This window comes from Bradyrhizobium sp. USDA 4504 (assembly GCF_054063995.1).
Map to the genome: position 1 here is coordinate 6,789,071 of NZ_JBSSGV010000001.1, position 18,383 is coordinate 6,807,453.

The following is an 18,383-nucleotide window of genomic DNA, read 5'->3' on the forward strand; positions in this document are numbered from 1 at the left end:
CCTGTCATCCGGCGGCGCCTTGCGCCGACCGGGTGGCTCGCAATGACGATGGGAGAATCATCGCACTACGCGCGGTGGCGCGGCGCCTTGGCCATCGGCATGTTGGCGTTCCAGTGCGTCCAGCTGACGCTGGCGAGGCTGCCGAGGTCCGTCGCCAGTGGGCGACGGGTCCGGCGCTCGTACTCCGCGATGCAGCGGCCCGACTCGCCGATCTTGCGCTGCAATTCGTCGATCGTCATCTGCGTCGCACGGCCGCAATTGGCCTTGCCGAGCTGATCGGCCTCGATCGCCCTCAACGCCGCCCGCAGCTTCTTGAGCTGCGCGCGCTGCCAGGCAATGTGACTATCGCTGTCTGCCGTCATGTGGCCGCCACCATCTTCGATCGTTGCACGCCATTGGGAACCTCGATGTCGACCTCGAGCATCGAGACGAACTTGCCACGGTCCATCCGGACCACGACCTTGTCGGGGTCGACGTCGATATGCTTGGAAACCACGCTCAGGATTTCCGAGCGAAGTGTCTCCAGGAGATCTGGCGCGCCGGTCCGGCCACGCTCATGCGAAAGCAGGATCTGCAACCGCTCCCGCGCGACGGGCGCCGATGCGGCGCGGCCGCCGAACAGCCGCATTACGTTCATCATGCCGCCCTCCGTCGCAGTAGCCGATCCATCAACCCCTTGCGTTGAACCGGCACGGTCATCTCCACCGCCTCGCCCATCAGGCGGCGTACCGCGTCGGTATAGGCCCGCGCCGGCGCGCTGCTTGCTGCGTTCAGCGTGACCGGACAGCCGACATTGGAGGCGCGCAGCACGTCCTGGCTTTCCGGGACGATGCCGAGCAAGGGGGTCGCAAGGATTTCCAGGATATCGTCGATCGACAGCATCTCGCCGCGCGCCGCGCGGCCGGCATCATAGCGGGTGACCAGAAGATGCTTCTCGACGCGCTCGCCGCGCTCGGCGCGGACCGTCTTGGAATCGAGCATGCCGATGATGCGGTCGGAGTCGCGAACCGACGACACTTCCGGATTGGTGACGATAACGGCCTCGTCGGCGTAGCGCATCGCGAGCGTCGCGCCGCGCTCGATGCCGGCCGGGCTGTCGCACAGGATCCAGTCGAACTTGGTCTTGAGGTCGGCGATCACGTGCTTAACGCCCTCTTCGCTCAGCGCGTCCTTGTCGCGGGTCTGCGACGCCGGCAGCAGCCAGAGATTCTCCAGCCGCTTGTCGCGGATCAGCGCCTGCGGCAGCTTAGCGACGCCCTGCACCACGTTGATGAGGTCGAACACCACCCGACGCTCCGCGCCCATCACCAGATCGAGGTTACGCAGGCCGACGTCGAAATCGATGACGACGACGTTCTGACCCATTTGCGCGAGCGCCGCGCCGAGCGCGGCGGTTGAGGTCGTTTTGCCGACCCCGCCCTTCCCAGACGTCACGACCAATACCTTGGCCATTCTCTCTCTCCTTGTGGTCGGTCAGTTCAATGGTGTAATGCGCAGCATTTCGCCCTCGAGCCACGCCTGGGCGGGCCGGTTGCGCAAGCTGTCGGCGATTTCTTCCGCAGTCTGGTAGTAGCCATCGATCGCGAGCAGCTCGGCCTCGATCCTCTGGCAGAAGATGCGGGCCGCCGAATTGCCGTTGATGCCGGCCATCGCCCGGCCGCGCAGCGTGCCGTAGACATGGATCGAGCCGCCGGCGACGATCTCGGCGCCGGAGCCGACCGAGCCGAGCACGGTGACGTCGCCCTCGGCAAACACGATCGACTGGCCGGAACGGACCGGGCTCTCCAGCAGCAGCGACGGCAGCTTGGTCTTGTCCTTGTCCTTGTTTTTTTCCTGCACCTGCGGCTTCTGCGGCTCGACATGGGTGATCGCGCAGGCCCGGCCGCCGGTCAGAAGCGGCGGCATGTTGGCGCCGAGCTTCGATTCGTCGACGCCCTCGATGCCGAGGATGCGGATGTTGCGCTCACCGAGGCTGCCGATCAGATGCGCGATCGCGGTCTGGCTGAGATCGACCGCCGAGAGGTCGAGCACGATGGGCTTGCCGGTGAAGAAGCCCGGCGACTTCGCCAGCGTCGCGTCGATCTCGGCCAGCCAGGACACGACAGGCACGACCGGCGAGAAAACGAACGCAACGTAGGAACGGCCGCGCATGCGGACCTGCTGACGTGCGACCTGTTGAGTTGCGTCCATCGCCCCTGACTCGGTTGTCTTGTCGAATGGTTAACAATCGGACCGCATGGTTAATCAAAGGTTAACGCGGTCAGAGTTTTCACCGATTTGAGCAGCGCTCGCCCCGGGGGCTCGAAACGCGCTTTGGCGTTTGAACAGGTGCGGAATTGGAGGAGATGCGGCCGCGTTTTTGAGCTGGATCAATTTTCTTCGCGCCAGACGGGGTTATCATTGCGCGAGCGTTTGCAGACGACGTCATGACCCAAACCTACTGGATTGAGATCCTGCGGTGCCCGAAATGCCGACGCACGGGCCACGCTGAGCTTTCCGAGGTCGCCCCGCTTCGCAACCGAATTGTTCGGGTTTCGGAGGAATTCGAAGTTCGCGCCGACGAGCGCGGCGACGATTTCCAGTGCCGAGCCTGCAAGCTGCCAGCCCTGCCATGACAGCGGATGCCTTAACGCGCATCTGCCGATCACGCCGAAAATCATCGTTGCAGCTATTCCGCCTTGATATTCGCCGACTTGACGATCGGCCACCATTTCTCGACCTCGGCGACTGCCTCAGGTCGATCACCCGGACGAGGTCGACGCCGCAATCAAACTCCACCTGCGGGAGTTCGCGCCAACGGCGTGAGGCGCCACTTGGCGGCGGCGAGCGGCGCGAGCTTGCGTCGGACGCAGCTGAGCGCGCGATGCATTTGCTCTACGCCCGCCGAAGACCCGCGACGTCGTCGCGGGCCTTCCGGGAACGGCTATGCCGATCAGTGGACCGAGCGGTCGGTGCGGGCAGCGGCCCGCGCGGTCGTCATCTTGTTGCGGGGCGTCAGAACGCTGAGCTGATGCGGCGTCGCCGATGTGGTCGCAACAGGCGCCTGCTCGCGGGCGTTGGCGGCGCCAATCACGCCGGCCTGCACCGCCGAGATCGGCAGGCCCGCAGCCTCATAGGTCGGAAGCTCCGCAGCGGACGCGGCGGTTGCGATCGCGAGAGCGGCGGCAAGGGTGGAGAGGGAAATCTTGATCACGGAAGGCTCCTCAGTGGCACGTGAGAAGCAGAGTTAGTCAGCTATTATTGCAATGCAATATCAATATTGCCGCACCGCACAAATAATTGATCGCCGACGCGCCTGGCGAGTACCGGGGGCCGTCGCGAAATACTGCTTGCCGGCTTCGGGTGTCAGGTATTGCCGCACGCTTCCCTGACCATCCGAGAGATCTCGGCGCGTCCGTGGTCCGCAGCCGTTTCCTGCTGGTCGGCCGCCTGCCTCAGTTTCCGTAACGGCGTGATTGTATTCGCGTTGACGAGCGGCGTTCTCTGCTTGCCGCCGGCCGCTTGCCATAGTCTCGAAATCACGGTGACCGAATCGCTGGCTCATTGCCGACAAGCCCGCACGAATTCGGCTGGTCTCCTCTCGACCCGATGCGTCGCTCGACCTTCCGAACCGATGATGGTGCAGGTCCACGTCGGGGTACCCAACAATGATGATCCGCCCTCCTAGAATAGCGGCTTGCCGTCCGCCTCACCGTGGTGCGATGACACCACTTTGATGCGTCGAGCTCGTCGCAGTCGTCGGAATGTTCGCCTCATCCGGAGACACCAATGCCGCGGTATTTTTTTCATATCCACGGCGGCCATTCAGTGCTCGATGATGTCGGCCTGGATCTTCCCGACATTTTCGCCGCACGGACGACGGCGATTGAACTGAGCGGCGAGATACTCAAGCACGACGTGACGGAGCCATTCTTGCGTCATCTTCGCTGGCATGTCGAAATCAGCGACAGCCCCGAGCCGGGCGGCCAGTCACTGTTCGTCCTTCAGTTTTCCATTGCGGCATGAATAGCAGCGAACGCAGCGCTCGCCTGCGGCGCCTCGTGGCCATCTTCAAACTTCGCGATGGAACGAAGCGTGCAAGCTTGATGTCCAGGAGGAGTACTCTGAAAGCCCCGGCGACACGCTGAGCGAAAGCTGCAATTCCCGTCCATTGCGGACGGACCAATCGCCGGCTTGCTTTGGCTCGCAGAAACCAATCACGACTACACAATGGAGAAGAAGCTTTCTGCCGATCAGCTTTCAGATATCACCGCCTGGTGTCTCGAATTTGTATTCGCGCCTAGACCTGACCTCGGAGGTCCCGCATGACAGCAAGGCACATCTGGTACGTCTCCTTCATTGATCAACGCGATGCTCCGCCCGACAGGCACGCACGAAGGACTGCGACATTCGTATCCGAACAGGATGCGAAGCAGTTCACAAGGAAACTGGCGGAGGACCAGCGCATCGAGAGACTTTCAGCTGGAACGATCAACCCGTACCGGCCCAAACGGGTCATCGGATCCAGAGACATTGGCCAGTGGCTTGGCAAAACCTAGCCCGCCATGGTGATCCGCAGTTGAGCTTGCCCCCATCGTGCAACGACGATCCATCTCTTTAAAACGGCCGCGCCTGAAGAGTAGTTGCGAATGCGAATGATGAAACCAGGTTACTGCGCTCTTGCTGAACCACAAGGGATGACGCAAACCGTATTCCGATGCTTGGCTTGGGGTTTGATCCTAGGCCTCTTCATCGTCACCGATACACCGCTGGCATTCCGTCCGCACACGTTGATATCGGCGAACATCGATCGTTTTGCAGCTCTGTTCATTATCGGGGTCGCCTTTTCGCTCGCCTATCCGAAGCACGTGCTGCCAATCCTGCTCGTCCTTCTCGCTATCGTCGTCGGCTTCGAACTCATCCAAAGACTGCTCCCCGACAGACATGGATACGTAAAGGACATGTTCGTCAAAGGCGCCGGCTGTTGTGCAGGCGTTTTCATCGCAACTGCCTTGAGACGCTCGTTTTCCGCAATCTCCAGGCGGACAGACAGCCCGTTGGCCTAGCGGGGATGATCATCGCGCATGAAGCTCGATGAAAAACGCCGGTCCGTCGCCGCTATTCGACGGATGGAGACCCGGTCGGCCCGGAATATGAGACGGCAAGCGTAGCAAGGACGGTCCTGTTGCTGATCTCGAGCTTGCGGAAGATGTGGTGCAGATGAACCTTGATGGTACCGTCGGCCACCTTCAGACGGCGGCCAATCTCCTTGTTCGACAAGCCCTCCGACACCAAACGCATGATCTGACGCTCGCGGTCCGTCAGCACCGCAAGATATTTCTCCGGGATCGTCGTTTGCGCATAAGGGATGGCTTCTTCGTACGAGGGCGGAGGCAATGTCTTCTGGCCGTCGGCGACTTGCCGCAACGTCTGCAAGAGCGTTTCGGGCTCCTCCTCGCTCAGAAGAACACCGCAAGCTCCCGCTGCTGCGAGCATGGCGAGATCGCGATCCTCAACCGAGGCGGCAAGAAACACGAGCCGCACACCAAGCGCCCCGGAGTTTGCGACCTCGAGCATGGCCTGCCCAGAAATGTCAGGCATCGACATGTCCAAAATGGCGATGTCGGGCGCGAGGCTCTGTATTGCCTTGAAGCAGCTCGCAATATCATTGCAGCGAGCAACAACTTTGAAATCACGCTCTGCTTCGAGCAGGCAGTTCAGACCCAATAAAACGACTGGATATCTACTGGCAATGACTACACGACTGAAATGCATTTCCGATCAACCCTCAATCCCCCTCAGTTCAGATCGGCGCCCATGACATTAATAAGCTACTCCAATATGAGGCATTTCAGTAAGGTTTTGTTGTCGTTTGGTCCCGTGAATCTACCGCCTGGAGCGCGCCGATAACCAGATTCCACAACGCGTAATCGCAGCGACGATCCGAGGCACCCTCAGCGAGTGCCTGTCGACGAGGATCGAGAGACCACCCTCGTCAGTTTGGCGGCCCCAAATGCCTATAACCAACGGTATATAGGGATATTGGGGATTAGCATCTAACATTCTTAAATATTTTCGGAGTGGGTTAAGCGCTTTTCGTCCCAGGTTTGTTCTATCGACCGAATCTGAGGAAGCTTGTTTTTACGTCGTTCTTTTCAGCTGGGCGGGCCACCAAAAATGAATCGGGTTCAACCCTTCAACCGCTTGTATCATTGTAGCGTCCGGGAGAGTTTCCATGAGACGACGATATCCTTTTGCCATTGCACTGGTTGGTGAAAATAGTCTTCGCAAAGAAGGCCTTGCAAGAATTCTAAATTCGGAGAATTTCGTCCTAACCTCGATATACGACGCGGATGATTGGCCCAGCGATGAGGCGCTTCAGAAAGCCCCCGCGAGTCCGTCATTGTTCCTCATCGTTCATAGTGGCGATGATTTTCGCCCGACAGTCGAGCAAATCGACTCGTTCAAGCGCCGTCACGCGGATGCACGTGTCGCAGTTGTCGCGGATCACTTTCATCTGAATGATCTGGTTGCCGCATTCCGAGCCGGCGCCACCGGATATTTCATCGACGTGATGAACTGCGACGCGTTCATCAAGTCCATCGAACTCGTCATGATGGGTGGGACGGTATTCCCGCCGGCATTCTTGGAGTCCGCTCTCGAGACCGAGAAACGCGAGGTGGACGATGCTCCTGTACCCAACGATGACGATCATGCCGTCGCAACGGCAGATGACACGCTGGCTCAGCAACTTTCGCCGCGGGAAGTTTCAATTGTGCAGTGCCTGATTGAAGGCGATTCCAACAAGTGCATTGCGCGCAAGATCAAGATTGCCGAAGCCACGGTGAAGGTTCACATCAAGGCGATCCTTCGCAAGATTCGGGTTCAAAACAGAACGCAGGCAGCAATCTGGGGATTGAACCATCGATCTGCGGCTTGGTCGAGAAACAGCAGTTCGGCGCATCAGATCGTTGACGTAACCGAGCGGCTCCTCCCACCTGGCCGGGAAATTCCCAAGATTGCGAGAGCGGGCCGGCCGGCGCCACTTGGCGCGATCGACCATGCGGAGAACTACTTCGAAGTCTCCCTCGCCAACGGCCATACCCGCAAGGACATGAGCTCAAAAGCCGACGGGGCGATCCGACTGCGGAAATAGCTGAGACTCGTCCGGTCTGGCGCATCGGCATCACCGCGCGGGATGATTTCCCGCGCGCGGCGAGCATTGACCACGCAGACGCGAAACGGAAGCGGAAATGATCTTGTTGACCGGCGGTGCCGGCTATATCGGATCCCACATCGCTGTCGCCCTACTCGACGCCGGGCTCGATGTCGTCGCGGTCGACAATCTTTCCAACAGCAACAGCGCCTCTCTCGAACGGATACGAGCCATCTGCGGGCGATCGGTCATTTTCCGGCATGCCGATATTCGCAATGAAGAGGCGATCTACCAGATCCTGCGCGCCCACGACGTGACTGCGGTCATTCATCTCGCCGGCCTCAAGGCGGTGGGCGAGTCCAGCGCTCAACCCATCACCTATTACGACAACAACGTCGTGGGAACGATGCGGCTCGTGTCGGCCATGACGCGAGCATCCGTCAAGACGCTGGTCTTCAGTTCATCCGCAACCGTTTACGGGACACCCGCGTACCTGCCGCTGGACGAGAAGCATCCCGTCGCACCGATCAATCCGTACGGCCGCACAAAATACTTCATCGAAGAAATACTGAAGGACCTTCATGAGTCCGACAAGGATTGGCGGATTGCCATCTTGCGCTACTTCAATCCGGTTGGCGCCCACGAAAGCGGACTGATCGGAGAAGATCCCCTGGATGTGCCGAACAATCTGTTGCCTATTGTGGCACAAGTGGCGATCGGACGACGTCCGACGGTGCATGTTTGGGGAAACGACTATGATACTCCGGACGGCACCGGGATCCGCGACTTCATTCACGTTGTCGATCTTGCATCCGGACATCTGAGCGCCCTTAGCCAACTGAGACAGCCCGGCCTTCTGACGGTCAATCTCGGAACAGGAAGCGGCAGTAGCGTCATGGACGTGATCCGGACATTCAAGGAAGTGAGTGGCCGGCCCGTGCCGTATGTGATCGACCAACGCAGGGTCGGTGACGTCGCAATCTGCTATGCCGATCCAACTCTCGCGAAGAACCTGTTGGGCTGGACATCAGCGCGATCGCTGACACAGATGTGTGCCGACCATTGGCATTTCCAGATGAAGAACCCGAATGGCTATCGCGGCACGTAGTCGGCGAGAGCCATTTGCGTCTTCGAGAATTTCTGTCTTGTTCGAGGCCTGCTCAATCCCGCGCGAGCCAGACGACTGCTCTCATCGGCAAGCTCAAGTCGCGCCGCTGCCTGGTTACGCCACCACTCAGCAATGGTCGCAATCGGCAGGATGGCAGGATGACGCACCGAATATTGGCTAATCCTTAATTGCTAGCTTCACTTGCTGTACGGCAAGGCATCTTCGGGAGCGGCGGGCTATGGTTGTGCGAGCCGACTTACGTTGTTCAAGGTAGGACGGAATGCTTCTGGACAACGAGACGCCTGCCGCCACCATGTGTTCCGAGAGCTTCCACGCTCGCGACCATGGGGAGTCGGAAGCCCGGCTCACAATAAGCCAGGTCATAGGTCGAACTGCCAGTCGGTTTCCGAACCAGCCGGCGATCGTCTCGAGCGCTTTCGAGCCCCTGACATACAACGGTCTTGAACGCCAGTTGAACGCAATCCGCCGGCGGCTGCGCTTGGCCGGCTTCGATTGTAATACCCGGATCGGGGTCTTGATGCCGAACGGCCCGGAGGCGGTTCTCGCCATCGTGGCAGTCGCCTGCTGTAGCGTCGCGGTTCCTCTCGACCCACGCCTTTCCCAGCCTGAAATCGAGCAGCGTCTCGACATGCTGAACTTGAGCGCCCTCGTTGTGCTGCAGGGCAGTGCCCCTGAAGCTCGCCAGGCCGCAGCCCGCAGAACGCTTGCCGTCATAGAAGCCGCTCCGGTCGGACAGGGCCAGCTTGGGCTCGAGATCGCCGTGCAAGTTGCCGGCTCCCCTGCCATCGACGCCGAGCCGGATCCGCGCTCCCCCGCCTTCATTTTGCAGACGTCGGGCACGACCGCGCAGCCGAAGCTCATTCCGTTCAGCCATGACAATATGCTGGCGGCGGCCGAACGCCTTCAGGCCTGGTTCGGCCTCACGTCCCGGGACCGATGCCTGAGCGTGTCGCCCCCCTACTATTCCCATGGGCTCAAAGTGACGGTCTTCACGCCGTTGCTGACGGGAGGCAGCATTGCCATCCCGGCGAACAGTGCCGTCGTCGCACTCGATGAGTGGTTCGATGTCTTGCGGCCGACCTGGTACTCGGCAGGCCCGACGCTTCACACCACGGTGCTGGACAAGGCACGAAGCCTCGAGAATGCACAGCCGGCGCACACTTTGCGGTTCGCCATGTCGGGCGGCGCGCCGCTCGCGAGGGCCGTGCAGGACGACCTGCAACACGCTCTCGGCGTGCCGGTGCTGGAGCATTACGGTTCCAGCGAGGCGGCCCAGATCGCCGCCAACCAGCTGCCGCCCGGTCCGAACAGGCCGGGCACCTGCGGAAGACCCTGGCCCGATACCGTGGCCATCGTTGGCGAGGATGGACATCCCCTGGCAGCCGGCGAGCGCGGAGAGATCTGGATTCGTGGACCGACCGTGACGTCGGGCTATCTCGATGCGCCGGAACTCAATCAAGCCGCTTTCACGAAGGGTTGGTTTCGCACCGGCGATATCGGCAGCCTCGACGAAGACGGCTTCCTTTCGCTGCACGGCCGCCTGAGCGAGCTGATCAATCGCGGTGGTGAGAAGATTTCTCCCGCCGAGATCGAGGCCGCGCTATTGCGACATTCGGCCATCGCCGAAGCTGCGGCCTTCGCGATCTCGCATCCGCGCCTGGGCGAGGACGTCGCAGTCGCCATCGTCCCTCATCGCGGCGCGCAGGCGAGCGCTGCGGAGCTTCGCCTGTTCCTTCAACGCGAGCTGGCCTCGTTCAAGATTCCGAGACGCATTCTGACGCTCGACCATCTGCCGAAGGGGGTGACGGGAAAGGTTCAGCGGCGACGTCTGCGCGAGCTGGTCGACCGGCCACGGGGGCACGAGGCGACGACGCCGGCGCCCGTCGCGAACGGGCCGTTGGATTTGGAAGCCGAGTTGCTGACCCTCTGGCGCAGGCTGCTCAAGAACGAGGCCGTGACCGTTGACGATGATTTTTTTGCCAGCGGCGGAGACTCCCTTCTCGCGATGGAGATGCTGATCGAGGTCGAGCGGCTCGTCGGCTATCCCGTGCCGGAAACCATCATGTTCGGGGCAGAAACCGTCCGGCAATTTGCCGCAAGGGTTTCCGCACCAACGGACACGTGGACGACGCCGTTCTTCCAGCCCCATGCGCCTGGCACGCGGTCTCCGCTGTACTTCTTCAACGGCGATCTTGTCAGCGGCCACGCGAGCGTGCGGCGGGTGGTAGAGCTTCTGGGGCCGGATTATCCGATCATCTCGATCAATCCCCACGGGCTTCATGGCGAGCCGATTCCGGGCTCGATCGAGGCGATGGCCGCCGACCGCCTGCCGTTCATCCTGGCAAGGCAAGCGAGCGGTCCCTTTCTTCTGGGCGGCAAGTGCAATGGCGCCATGGTGGCGTTCGAAGTGGCCCGCCAGCTGATGGCTGCCGGCCACACGGTTGATTTGGTTACGATGGTAGACCCGCCGACCGTCAGTGCCCGTCCAATGCCGCGGGCGATCCTGGGGCTGCTGAAGCCGCTGGTTTCGCCTTATCTCCTGCGTTGGACCTTCGAGCAAATGGTGAGACTGGAGCGATACCTGAAGCTTCCGGCGAACGAACAGCCTGCGACCGCGAAGGTCGAAATTCCAACGGCGTTGTGGGACGCTCATTCAATCGCTATGGCGCGGTATTGTCCGGCGCCGCTCGAGATCCCGGTAGCCTTTTACGCGGCCGACCACGATGGCCGAGCGTGGCGGCATCTCAGCTCTCAACTGGAATTGATACAGGTGCCTGGCGGACATCCGGGCTGCCTGTTGATCGGTGCGGAACTGCTCGTGGATCACCTGCGGCGGAGATTTGAAAAACTCGCCTCGGGATCGAGCGCCACGTGAGAAATCGGACGTCAGCCATGACACGCCCCGATGAGCGGGCGGAGCATCGAGGCCGTCGGACGCCGAAGGCCGGACCGCGCTGCACCCGCCTCGAACCCGGTCGATCACAGCTTCACCTCGGCACAGTTGCTGCGCTGGCACAAGCAGCTACCGTGGGTAACCAGAAAGGGTCCGCACCTCGATCGAATTCCGGATATAGTTGCCGTGATCGGCCTTCGCCGAGACAACGGTCAGAGACGCCAGGACGTGTCTGCCAGAGGGATATCCGCGCGTGACGAGCCATCCATCATCGGATCTTGCGCGAACATTGCAGCTCGATCCTTCGGTATTCCCGTCACATCGCGCGTTCAGCCCTCTGGCGTTGGAACGGGAAAGCATGCCTGAGACGGTTACCGATGTCAGCCTGGATGCCCTGGAGAGCATTGCGTGGCTTGAATCCTCATGGAAGGAGCTCGAAGCGCGAGTGACTCACTCGTTCTTCCTGTCCTGGCTCTGGATCGGCACTTGGGTGCGGCATATCCCGGATGGCGCGCGACCACACGTCCTCGTGGCCCGGTCATCAGGCAAGATCGTTGGCCTGGCGATTATTTGCCGGCGGAGGGCGTGGAGTCTCGGGCCGCATGCGCGGACGCGCTGGCTGCTCAATGAAACGGGAGATACTCGCTTCGACCGATTGTTCATCGAGTACAACGGTATTCTTGCAGAGCAATCCGATGCCATCATATCCGCAGGCCTCAATGCGTTGACGTCCCGCTTGCACCGCTCGGATCAGCTGGTGCTCTCCGGAATTGATCCGGACCTTGAGGCGACTGCCAGTCGCGCCGCAGGCCGGGCCGGGCTCGTGACCGAGGTGAAAAAAGCTGATGCGGCATTGTGGGTCGATTTTGCCCCGGTCCGCCAGCGCGGGGGGGATTATCGCGCCACATTGGGCCGCAGTACGCGCCAGGCCGTAAACCGCGCCATGCGGCTGTATGCCGAACGCGGCCCCGTTGAACTCCGGATCATGGAAACGACGACGGAGGCCCTCGCCGCATTCGAATTGCTGGGCGACTTTCATCGGTCGCGATGGGGACGCAGGGGAGCCTTCGCCAATCCCGGCTTCCGTCCGTTTCACGAGGAGCTGATTGCGCGCGGAGTCCCGACGGGGGCCGTTCGTATCTCACGGACGCTGGTTGGGAACGAGACAATTGGGGTCGTGTACAATTTCGTGCATGACGGCCGTGTCCTGAACTACCAGAGCGGCTTTCTCTATGAGAGCGATAGCCGGCTCAAGCCCGGGCTCGTCAGCCATGTGCTGGCTATTGAGGACAGCATTGCACGCGGGGAAAGCGGCTACGACTTCCTGGCCGGTGGCGGCGGGCACAAGTCCCATCTGGCCAACAGGGAGCAGGCCATGGCGTGGATCGCTGTCGGCAGAGACAGTCCAGAGCGCCACATCGAGGCCAAGCTCCGCAGTGCCAAGCGGATGCTACGGACCATTGCCACGAATCTTCCAAAAAAGACCGCGGCTCTGTATTCCGTATTCGGGGCTGGCTCCTAGTCGATCGGTTTGGGCTCCTTGGCGAGAACCAATGTCCAGGTCAGCGATGTGGCCATGTCGGTGCTTCTCCCCCTCTGACTGCCGGCCGGGGCAGGCGCTGACGCCTGGACTGCATCCATTGACCGTCTAGCGGTCCGATTCCCCCAGGAATATTCCCCCGCTTGCGCTTTTGGCGGAAGGACGCGGCACTTTGCCACCAGGTCACTCAACTCAAGCAGTCCGATCCGTGGCACCGGACGGGAACTGGCAAAAAATGGGTAATTACGATGGTCCATTGAGCCATGGCGGTGCGCGATTAAAATTTCAATCAGCAGTCCGCTCGAATGCCCATCGCAATACCGTTCGCAACCTACCGGCGGCAATCCGGATCGAGGCTAATAGAAAGCAAGTTGTGATGGCTTTTCGCACGGGTGCCTGTGAACAGAGCGAGTGGGAAAATAGTCGTTCCTTTGACGGGCGAGGCTATCGCAAACTTGAATGTGGGGCTCGCGGAGCCGGCACCGCCCCTTTGAGCTTTTTGGACAAAGCAGTTGAGCTGAGACCCGGGGTCATCACGCCGGTTCTCGAGCATGATGGTCTGGAGGTCCTGGCATTCATGCTCCATGTGGAGCAGGACGTCATCCGGGAGCTAAGCGCTTGCCTCAACGAGGAAGAACATCGGCGCGCCGCGGGATTGAGATTGGAGCGCGATCGCCGCCGCTTCATTGTTAGCCGCGGGCAGCTGCGCCAGGTCCTCGCTTCCAGACTGAGAATTTCGCCTTCAGAGATCGAGCTGGAATATGGACGGCTGGGCAAACCCCACCTCTCCCGCCGCATGCCCGCCCGCGACGTGCGCTTCAGCGCCTCGCGATCTGGAGAAGTAGCGGTCATCGCCCTCTCGATCAGGCAAGAGGTCGGCGTGGACATCGAGGCAATCCTCCCTGTGCCCGAAGCGGACGAGATCGCAGCGCTCTGCCTTTCCACCTCCGAATACGAGTCCTACGCCGCCCTCGATCCGGAAGACCGGCTGGAAGGCTTCCTCCAGCGTTGGACCCGGCTGGAGGCTGTCTCCAAGGCGCTGGGGTGTGGCTTGGGACAGCCGATTTCCTGGGATGAAAGGGATTGGGCTGTCCGAAGCTTCGTACCGCAACCTGGATATGTTGGGAGCGTGGTCGTCCGGAAATAAACTGTCATCCGGAGTCGAAGTCACCGCGATGGCGCACGGAACAGGAAATGTCAGCTTCATCGATGAAAAGCCCGATGTCAGCGCACGTGATGCAGTTTTCGGAGCTGCTCGCAGACCTCGCGGTCAAGGACATCAAGGTCTGGGTGGATGGCGACCGGCTGCGCTGCAACGCCCCGGCCGGCGCGCTGACGGCGGAGCTTCGCGATCAGTTGCAGGGGCGGAAGGGCGAGATCATCGCGTTTCTGAACATGGCCACGGCCGCGGCCAAGCAACCGTCTGCAATCGTTCCGTTGCAGTCTCGCGGCACACGCATACCCATTTACGCAGTCCCCGGTCATGTCGGGGCACCGTCCTCATTCCTGGACCTCTCGAAGCACCTGGGCGTCGATCAACCGTTCTACGCCCTCCAACCGCCTGGCTTCGATGGGCAGAGCGAGCCGATGGATCGCGTCGAAGATATCGCCGAGTACTTCGCCCGCCAGATCGTCGAATATCAGCCGACCGGTCCGTACATCATCGTCGGCTATTGCTCGGGCGCTCCAACAGCTTTTGAACTGGCGAGAATCCTGGGACAGCGCGAGTCCGAGGTCTCATGCGTTGCGCTGTTTGGCCCGCTTCACCCCACCACCTATGGGGAATGGCCGCGCCGGCTGTATTTCATTGCCAGGGGCAAGGCGGAATCGTTCCTGCATGAGACAGCGAAGCTGCCGACATTCGGCGCCCGTCTCCGATATTTCGGCAGTCGCCTGCGCGAGCACGTCCGCGCCCTCGTACCCCTCGTTGGCAAGAGCAATGAGCCTGTCGCGACAGACCCGGTATTGGCGAGCAGGGCTCTGCTCAAATCCACGGCGATCGCGGCTTTTCAGCGCTACACTCCCACTCCGTATTCCGGTCGGGTTTGCATCATCCTTCCCAACAAAGCCTGGCTGCGATCGGGCGCCGCGCCACACCGATGGCTACAAGTAGTGCCGCATGCCGAATTTTACTTCGGGCCCGATGACTGCAACGAAGCCTCGATGCTGATGGAACCTGACGCACCTGCCATCGCAGACCTCTATCGCCAGGCAACCCAGAAGCAGAACACGTGATTTTCGTTTTTAGTTTTCCCGACGGGAGCGTATTTCATGAACGAAGTCCTACCTATCGCGCCGGAGGGCGTAGCGCTTCCCCTGCTGAAGGATTCCGATCATCAGGCGCTGGTTGTCGATTACAACGCCACGGCGGCACGCTATCCGTCGGACAAGACGATCATCGATCTCTTCCGCGACCAGACGACGCGTAGTCCTGACGCTGAAGCGATCCGCTTTGGCGATGCAACGCTGACCTACCGGCAGCTCGACGAACGCTCCAACCAGATGGCCGCGTATTTGAGCTCGACCGGCGTGGGCCCGGGCCGGATTGCCGTTGTCTTCATGGAGCACTCCATTGAAGTCGTCGTTGCGATCCTGGGGGTGCTGAAGTCCGGCGCGGCCTATGTGCCGGTGGATGCGGCAACGCCGAAGGGGCGTATCGCAACAATCCTGCAGGACATTTCCAACGGGACCGACGGGCGGGCGCCCGTGGCGATCACCCAGTCGCGCCTGCGTTCCGGCATTCCCCCGAACCTTGCCGACATTCTCGTACTCGACGCCGATCTCGCGTCGATCTCGAATCAGCCGGCCTCGGCTCGACCGTCCGCTGCCACGCCGGACGGCGCCGCCTATATCATCTTCACCTCCGGCTCGACCGGCACTCCCAAGGGCGTCGAGATCGAGCACCGAAGCCTGGTGAACTACATCTGGTGGGCCGCCCGGGTGTACAGTTCCGGCGAAAGTCTCGCATGGCCCCTTTTCTCATCTCTCGCATTTGACCTGACCGTCACAACGCTCTTTACGCCACTCATCACCGGCGGCCGCATCACGGTCTATCTTGGCGATCCCGGAGTGCAGAGCATGGTCGTGCTGAAGGTGATCGACGACAATGCAGTGGATATCATCAAGCTGACGCCGGCTCATCTCGCGATGATCCGCGACCGCAATCTTGAGACCACAAGACTGCGCAAGTTCATCGTGGGCGGTGAGGACTTCAAGGCCGCGCTGGCTCGCGATATCACCAGCGCTATTCCCCATCCTATCGAGATCTACAACGAGTATGGACCCACCGAAGCCACGGTGGGCTGCATGATTCACCGTTTCGACACCGATCGGGATCAATCCGCATCGGTGCCGATCGGCGTTCCGGCCGCGAATGCGGGCATCTACGTCCTCAGCATAGAATATCAGCCCACCGGCCCCGGGATTATCGGTGAGATGTTCATTGCCGGCGACGGTCTCGCGAGAGGTTATTTCAATCGCCCCGATCTGACCGACGAGCGTTTCCGTACGGTCACCGATCCCCGAGATGGGCGCTCGAAGCTGCGGCTCTATAAAACGGGCGATCTCGCCCGCTGGAACTCGGAAGGACGCCTGGAATTTCTCGGCCGCGCCGATCATCAGGTGAAGGTCGGCGGCACCCGTATCGAACTCGGCGAGATCGAAGCACGGCTTCTCAAGTACCCGGACGTTCACGAATGCGCCGTCGTCACCTCGATGACGAAAGGAGCGACACAAAAAACGGCCCAAATCGGCCATGGCGAACCGTCGACGCCCGAAGACGGCATCGCACGACTTGTGGCCTACTATGTTGCGTCGAAACCCCTGACCGTGGCGGACCTGCGCGCGCACCTCGCCGAAGAACTGCTGGAGTCCATGATTCCGACGCACTACGTTCGCCTCGAGCGGATGCCGCTCACGCCCAACGGCAAGATCGACCGCTCATCGCTTCCCGAGCCGACGGCGGAAAACATCCAGCCGGCGCAGGTCTTCGCCGCCCCCTCGACAGAGACCGAGAAGGCGCTGGCCGCTCTATGGTGTCAACTCCTGAAGCTCGAGTCGATCGGACGCCACGACAACTTCTTCGAACTGGGCGGGGAGTCGCTCCTGGTGGTGCGGGCGGTGTCGCGCATGCGAAAGATCTTCGGCGTCGACGTGCAGCTTCGCAACCTCTTTGAGCGGCCGACACTGGCCGAACTGGCGGAAGTCATCGACGGAATGCGCTGGGTGGCCGATTCCAATGCCCCTTCCCTCTCGGAGGGACCGAGAGAGGAGGTCGAACTCTAGCCGAAAGGTCTCCGCCTGGTCTTGGGCGGGACAGGAGCCTTTGAGTCAGGCTCGCAGCAGATCGGATGAAGATGATGGACAAAGCTTGGAACGCGGCACGAGAGCCGGAGCTGCCCTGGATGGCGGCGGAGTATGAGCTCTTGCGGGACCAGGTCCGCCGGTTCGTCAAGGAGGAAATCAAGCCCTGCGCGGATCAATGGGAAGAGAACGGGTTCATTCCCCGTTCGATCCTGCGCCGCATGGGCGAACTCGGCTTCTTCGGCATCCGCTACCCGGCTGAGTATGGTGGCGCCGAAATGGACTCTGTCGCGTCAACGGTCTTCGCCGAGGAGCTCGGGCGCTCGACCTATGGCGGCGCCGCCGACGCGATGCTCGTCCATGCCGACATGGCTTCCTCGTACGTCTTTCACGACGGGACCAAAGCCCAGCGGGCGCGCTGGATGCCGGGCATTATCAGCGGCGAGGTGATCACCGCGATCGCGATCACGGAGCCGGATGCAGGCTCGGACGTGAAAGCCATCCGCACGCGCGCGGTGCGGGACGGCGACTCTTTCGTGCTCGACGGCACCAAGCTCTATATCACAAACGGCGTCCACGCGGATCTCTACTGCGTCGCGGCCAAGACTGATCCCTCGGCCGGGAGCAACGGGATCACGATGTTCCTCGTCGAGAAGGGAACGCCAGGCTTCAGCGTCGCGCGCGAGCTGGACAAGCTCGGCTGGCGCTCCTCCGACACGGCGGAACTTGTCTTCGACGGCTGCCGCATCCCCGCCGACAACGTGCTCGGCGCGGAGGGACAAGGCTTCTACTCAATCATGCGCAACTTGCAGAACGAACGCCTTGTCCTCGCCGCCATGGCGATAGGGATGGCCGAGGCAGCGATCGACATGACCCTCACCTACGTGAAAACCCGCCGGGCATTCGGGGGCGTCCTTTGGGACATGCAGGCGATCCGTCAACGGCTCGCGATGCTTTCTGCGAAAGTGGAGGCAAGCCGCGGGTTTCTCTATGCCACCGCTTGGCGCATGGCGGCCGATGACGATTGCCTGCGCGAGATCTCGATGTTGAAGGCCATCTGCGGCGAGCTCGTCAACGAGGTCGCGTATGATTGCGTGCAGTTCCACGGCGCCATGGGCGTCATGCGCGAGAGCGCGATCGAGCGCGTCGCGCGTGACGCCCGCGTCCTCTCCATCGCCGGCGGCGCGACCGAAGTGATGCTTGAGGTGGTCGCATCGATGTCATGATCCTGACGCGGCGTTGAGGCGTCGCTCTGGCGTTGCTTGCAGAAAGGCCAAGTGCCGGCGCTTCGCGCGGCGGGCCGGGCTTTGAATGGTCTCGGCATCCGCGCCGGGTCGCGGCGACCGACGCAGCATATGGCGCGCCGGATTCACCCACGAAATCC

General features: G+C 61.3%; 17 protein-coding genes. 10 read left to right on the forward strand and 7 right to left on the reverse strand.

The window, feature by feature from the left end; translation table 11 throughout:
• Positions 1–65 precede the first annotated feature (65 nt).
• From ACVMB1_RS31860 to ACVMB1_RS31885, 6 genes are all read right to left on the reverse strand, one after another.
• Positions 66–362, reverse strand: coding sequence for a hypothetical protein (locus ACVMB1_RS31860; RefSeq protein WP_057021179.1), 297 nt, complete (start codon positions 360–362; stop codon positions 66–68).
• The gene (gene minE / locus ACVMB1_RS31865) at positions 359–637 is read right to left on the reverse strand and encodes a cell division topological specificity factor MinE (RefSeq protein ID WP_026192121.1); all 279 of its coding nucleotides are present in this window, start codon (positions 635–637) and stop codon (positions 359–361) included. The genes ACVMB1_RS31860 and minE overlap by 4 nt, the downstream gene beginning before the upstream one ends.
• The gene (gene minD / locus ACVMB1_RS31870) at positions 637–1,452 is read right to left on the reverse strand and encodes a septum site-determining protein MinD (protein WP_057021178.1); all 816 of its coding nucleotides are present in this window, start codon (positions 1,450–1,452) and stop codon (positions 637–639) included. Before minD ends, minE begins: the two co-directional genes overlap by 1 nt.
• 21 nt (positions 1,453–1,473) lie before the next feature.
• On the reverse strand, positions 1,474–2,190 hold the full coding sequence (gene minC, locus ACVMB1_RS31875; RefSeq protein WP_028335249.1) for a septum site-determining protein MinC: 717 nt from the start codon (positions 2,188–2,190) through the stop codon (positions 1,474–1,476).
• 179 nt (positions 2,191–2,369) lie between these two features.
• Positions 2,370–2,711 carry a hypothetical protein gene (locus ACVMB1_RS31880; RefSeq protein WP_057021177.1) on the reverse strand — a complete coding sequence of 114 codons (342 nt, stop codon included), beginning with the start codon at positions 2,709–2,711 and terminating at the stop codon, positions 2,370–2,372.
• Positions 2,712–2,932: 221 nt separating this feature from the next.
• Positions 2,933–3,193, reverse strand: a complete 261-nt coding sequence (locus ACVMB1_RS31885) for a hypothetical protein (protein WP_076834843.1) — start codon at positions 3,191–3,193, stop codon at positions 2,933–2,935.
• A gap of 575 nt (positions 3,194–3,768) precedes the next feature.
• Here ACVMB1_RS31885 and ACVMB1_RS31890 point away from each other — a divergent pair.
• Both ACVMB1_RS31890 and ACVMB1_RS31895 read left to right on the forward strand, forming a co-directional pair.
• Positions 3,769–4,005, forward strand: a complete 237-nt coding sequence (locus tag ACVMB1_RS31890) for a DUF6894 family protein (RefSeq protein WP_028335246.1) — start codon at positions 3,769–3,771, stop codon at positions 4,003–4,005.
• A gap of 623 nt (positions 4,006–4,628) precedes the next feature.
• A complete protein-coding gene (locus ACVMB1_RS31895) occupies positions 4,629–5,045 on the forward strand; it encodes a VanZ family protein (RefSeq protein WP_083715236.1) in 417 nt (138 codons plus the stop codon).
• 52 nt (positions 5,046–5,097) lie between these two features.
• On the opposite strand, the gene ACVMB1_RS31900 is transcribed toward ACVMB1_RS31895, so the two are convergent.
• On the reverse strand, positions 5,098–5,754 hold the full coding sequence (locus ACVMB1_RS31900) for a LuxR C-terminal-related transcriptional regulator (RefSeq protein ID WP_225162391.1): 657 nt from the start codon (positions 5,752–5,754) through the stop codon (positions 5,098–5,100).
• A 460-nt stretch (positions 5,755–6,214) separates the two neighbouring features.
• Here ACVMB1_RS31900 and ACVMB1_RS31905 point away from each other — a divergent pair, with 460 nt between their 5' ends.
• The 8 genes from ACVMB1_RS31905 (at position 6,215) to ACVMB1_RS31940 (ending at position 18,225) form a co-directional block, all read left to right on the forward strand.
• Positions 6,215–7,135 (forward strand): LuxR C-terminal-related transcriptional regulator, encoded by a 921-nt coding sequence (locus ACVMB1_RS31905; protein ID WP_076834840.1) that lies wholly within the window; start codon positions 6,215–6,217, stop codon positions 7,133–7,135.
• A 97-nt stretch (positions 7,136–7,232) separates the two neighbouring features.
• On the forward strand, positions 7,233–8,243 hold the full coding sequence (gene galE / locus ACVMB1_RS31910) for a UDP-glucose 4-epimerase GalE (RefSeq protein ID WP_076834838.1): 1,011 nt from the start codon (positions 7,233–7,235) through the stop codon (positions 8,241–8,243).
• A 280-nt stretch (positions 8,244–8,523) separates the two neighbouring features.
• Positions 8,524–11,139: an AMP-binding protein gene (locus ACVMB1_RS31915; protein ID WP_076834836.1), complete on the forward strand. Its 2,616-nt coding sequence runs from the start codon at positions 8,524–8,526 to the stop codon at positions 11,137–11,139.
• A 271-nt stretch (positions 11,140–11,410) separates the two neighbouring features.
• Positions 11,411–12,679, forward strand: coding sequence for a GNAT family N-acetyltransferase (locus ACVMB1_RS31920; protein ID WP_244559023.1), 1,269 nt, complete (start codon positions 11,411–11,413; stop codon positions 12,677–12,679).
• Positions 12,680–12,932: 253 nt separating this feature from the next.
• A complete protein-coding gene (locus tag ACVMB1_RS31925; RefSeq protein ID WP_244559022.1) occupies positions 12,933–13,844 on the forward strand; it encodes a 4'-phosphopantetheinyl transferase family protein in 912 nt (303 codons plus the stop codon).
• A gap of 47 nt (positions 13,845–13,891) precedes the next feature.
• The gene (locus ACVMB1_RS31930; RefSeq protein WP_244559021.1) at positions 13,892–14,932 is read left to right on the forward strand and encodes a thioesterase domain-containing protein; all 1,041 of its coding nucleotides are present in this window, start codon (positions 13,892–13,894) and stop codon (positions 14,930–14,932) included.
• A gap of 36 nt (positions 14,933–14,968) precedes the next feature.
• Complete coding sequence (locus ACVMB1_RS31935) at positions 14,969–16,981, forward strand: non-ribosomal peptide synthetase (protein ID WP_076834831.1); 2,013 nt, start codon at positions 14,969–14,971, stop codon at positions 16,979–16,981.
• Between the two features lie 65 nt (positions 16,982–17,046).
• On the forward strand, positions 17,047–18,225 hold the full coding sequence (locus ACVMB1_RS31940) for an acyl-CoA dehydrogenase family protein (RefSeq protein ID WP_141341229.1): 1,179 nt from the start codon (positions 17,047–17,049) through the stop codon (positions 18,223–18,225).
• The last annotated feature ends 158 nt before the right edge of the window (positions 18,226–18,383 follow it).

What these genes read in the sequence shown, in the direction of transcription:
- ACVMB1_RS31860 (WP_057021179.1), bottom strand. Translation starts at nt 362, where the DNA reads ATGACGGCAGACAGCGATAGTCACATTGCCTGGCAGCGCGCGCAGCTC.
- minE (WP_026192121.1), bottom strand. Translation starts at nt 637, where the DNA reads ATGAACGTAATGCGGCTGTTCGGCGGCCGCGCCGCATCGGCGCCCGTC.
- minD (WP_057021178.1), bottom strand. Translation starts at nt 1,452, where the DNA reads ATGGCCAAGGTATTGGTCGTGACGTCTGGGAAGGGCGGGGTCGGCAAA.
- minC (WP_028335249.1), bottom strand. Translation starts at nt 2,190, where the DNA reads ATGGACGCAACTCAACAGGTCGCACGTCAGCAGGTCCGCATGCGCGGC.
- ACVMB1_RS31880 (WP_057021177.1), bottom strand. Translation starts at nt 2,711, where the DNA reads ATGGTGGCCGATCGTCAAGTCGGCGAATATCAAGGCGGAATAGCTGCA.
- ACVMB1_RS31890 (WP_028335246.1), top strand. Translation starts at nt 3,769, where the DNA reads ATGCCGCGGTATTTTTTTCATATCCACGGCGGCCATTCAGTGCTCGAT.
- ACVMB1_RS31895 (WP_083715236.1), top strand. Translation starts at nt 4,629, where the DNA reads ATGCGAATGATGAAACCAGGTTACTGCGCTCTTGCTGAACCACAAGGG.
- ACVMB1_RS31900 (WP_225162391.1), bottom strand. Translation starts at nt 5,754, where the DNA reads ATGCATTTCAGTCGTGTAGTCATTGCCAGTAGATATCCAGTCGTTTTA.
- ACVMB1_RS31905 (WP_076834840.1), top strand. Translation starts at nt 6,215, where the DNA reads ATGAGACGACGATATCCTTTTGCCATTGCACTGGTTGGTGAAAATAGT.
- galE (WP_076834838.1), top strand. Translation starts at nt 7,233, where the DNA reads ATGATCTTGTTGACCGGCGGTGCCGGCTATATCGGATCCCACATCGCT.
- ACVMB1_RS31915 (WP_076834836.1), top strand. Translation starts at nt 8,524, where the DNA reads ATGCTTCTGGACAACGAGACGCCTGCCGCCACCATGTGTTCCGAGAGC.
- ACVMB1_RS31925 (WP_244559022.1), top strand. Translation starts at nt 12,933, where the DNA reads ATGGGTAATTACGATGGTCCATTGAGCCATGGCGGTGCGCGATTAAAA.
- ACVMB1_RS31930 (WP_244559021.1), top strand. Translation starts at nt 13,892, where the DNA reads ATGTCAGCTTCATCGATGAAAAGCCCGATGTCAGCGCACGTGATGCAG.
- ACVMB1_RS31935 (WP_076834831.1), top strand. Translation starts at nt 14,969, where the DNA reads ATGAACGAAGTCCTACCTATCGCGCCGGAGGGCGTAGCGCTTCCCCTG.
- ACVMB1_RS31940 (WP_141341229.1), top strand. Translation starts at nt 17,047, where the DNA reads ATGAAGATGATGGACAAAGCTTGGAACGCGGCACGAGAGCCGGAGCTG.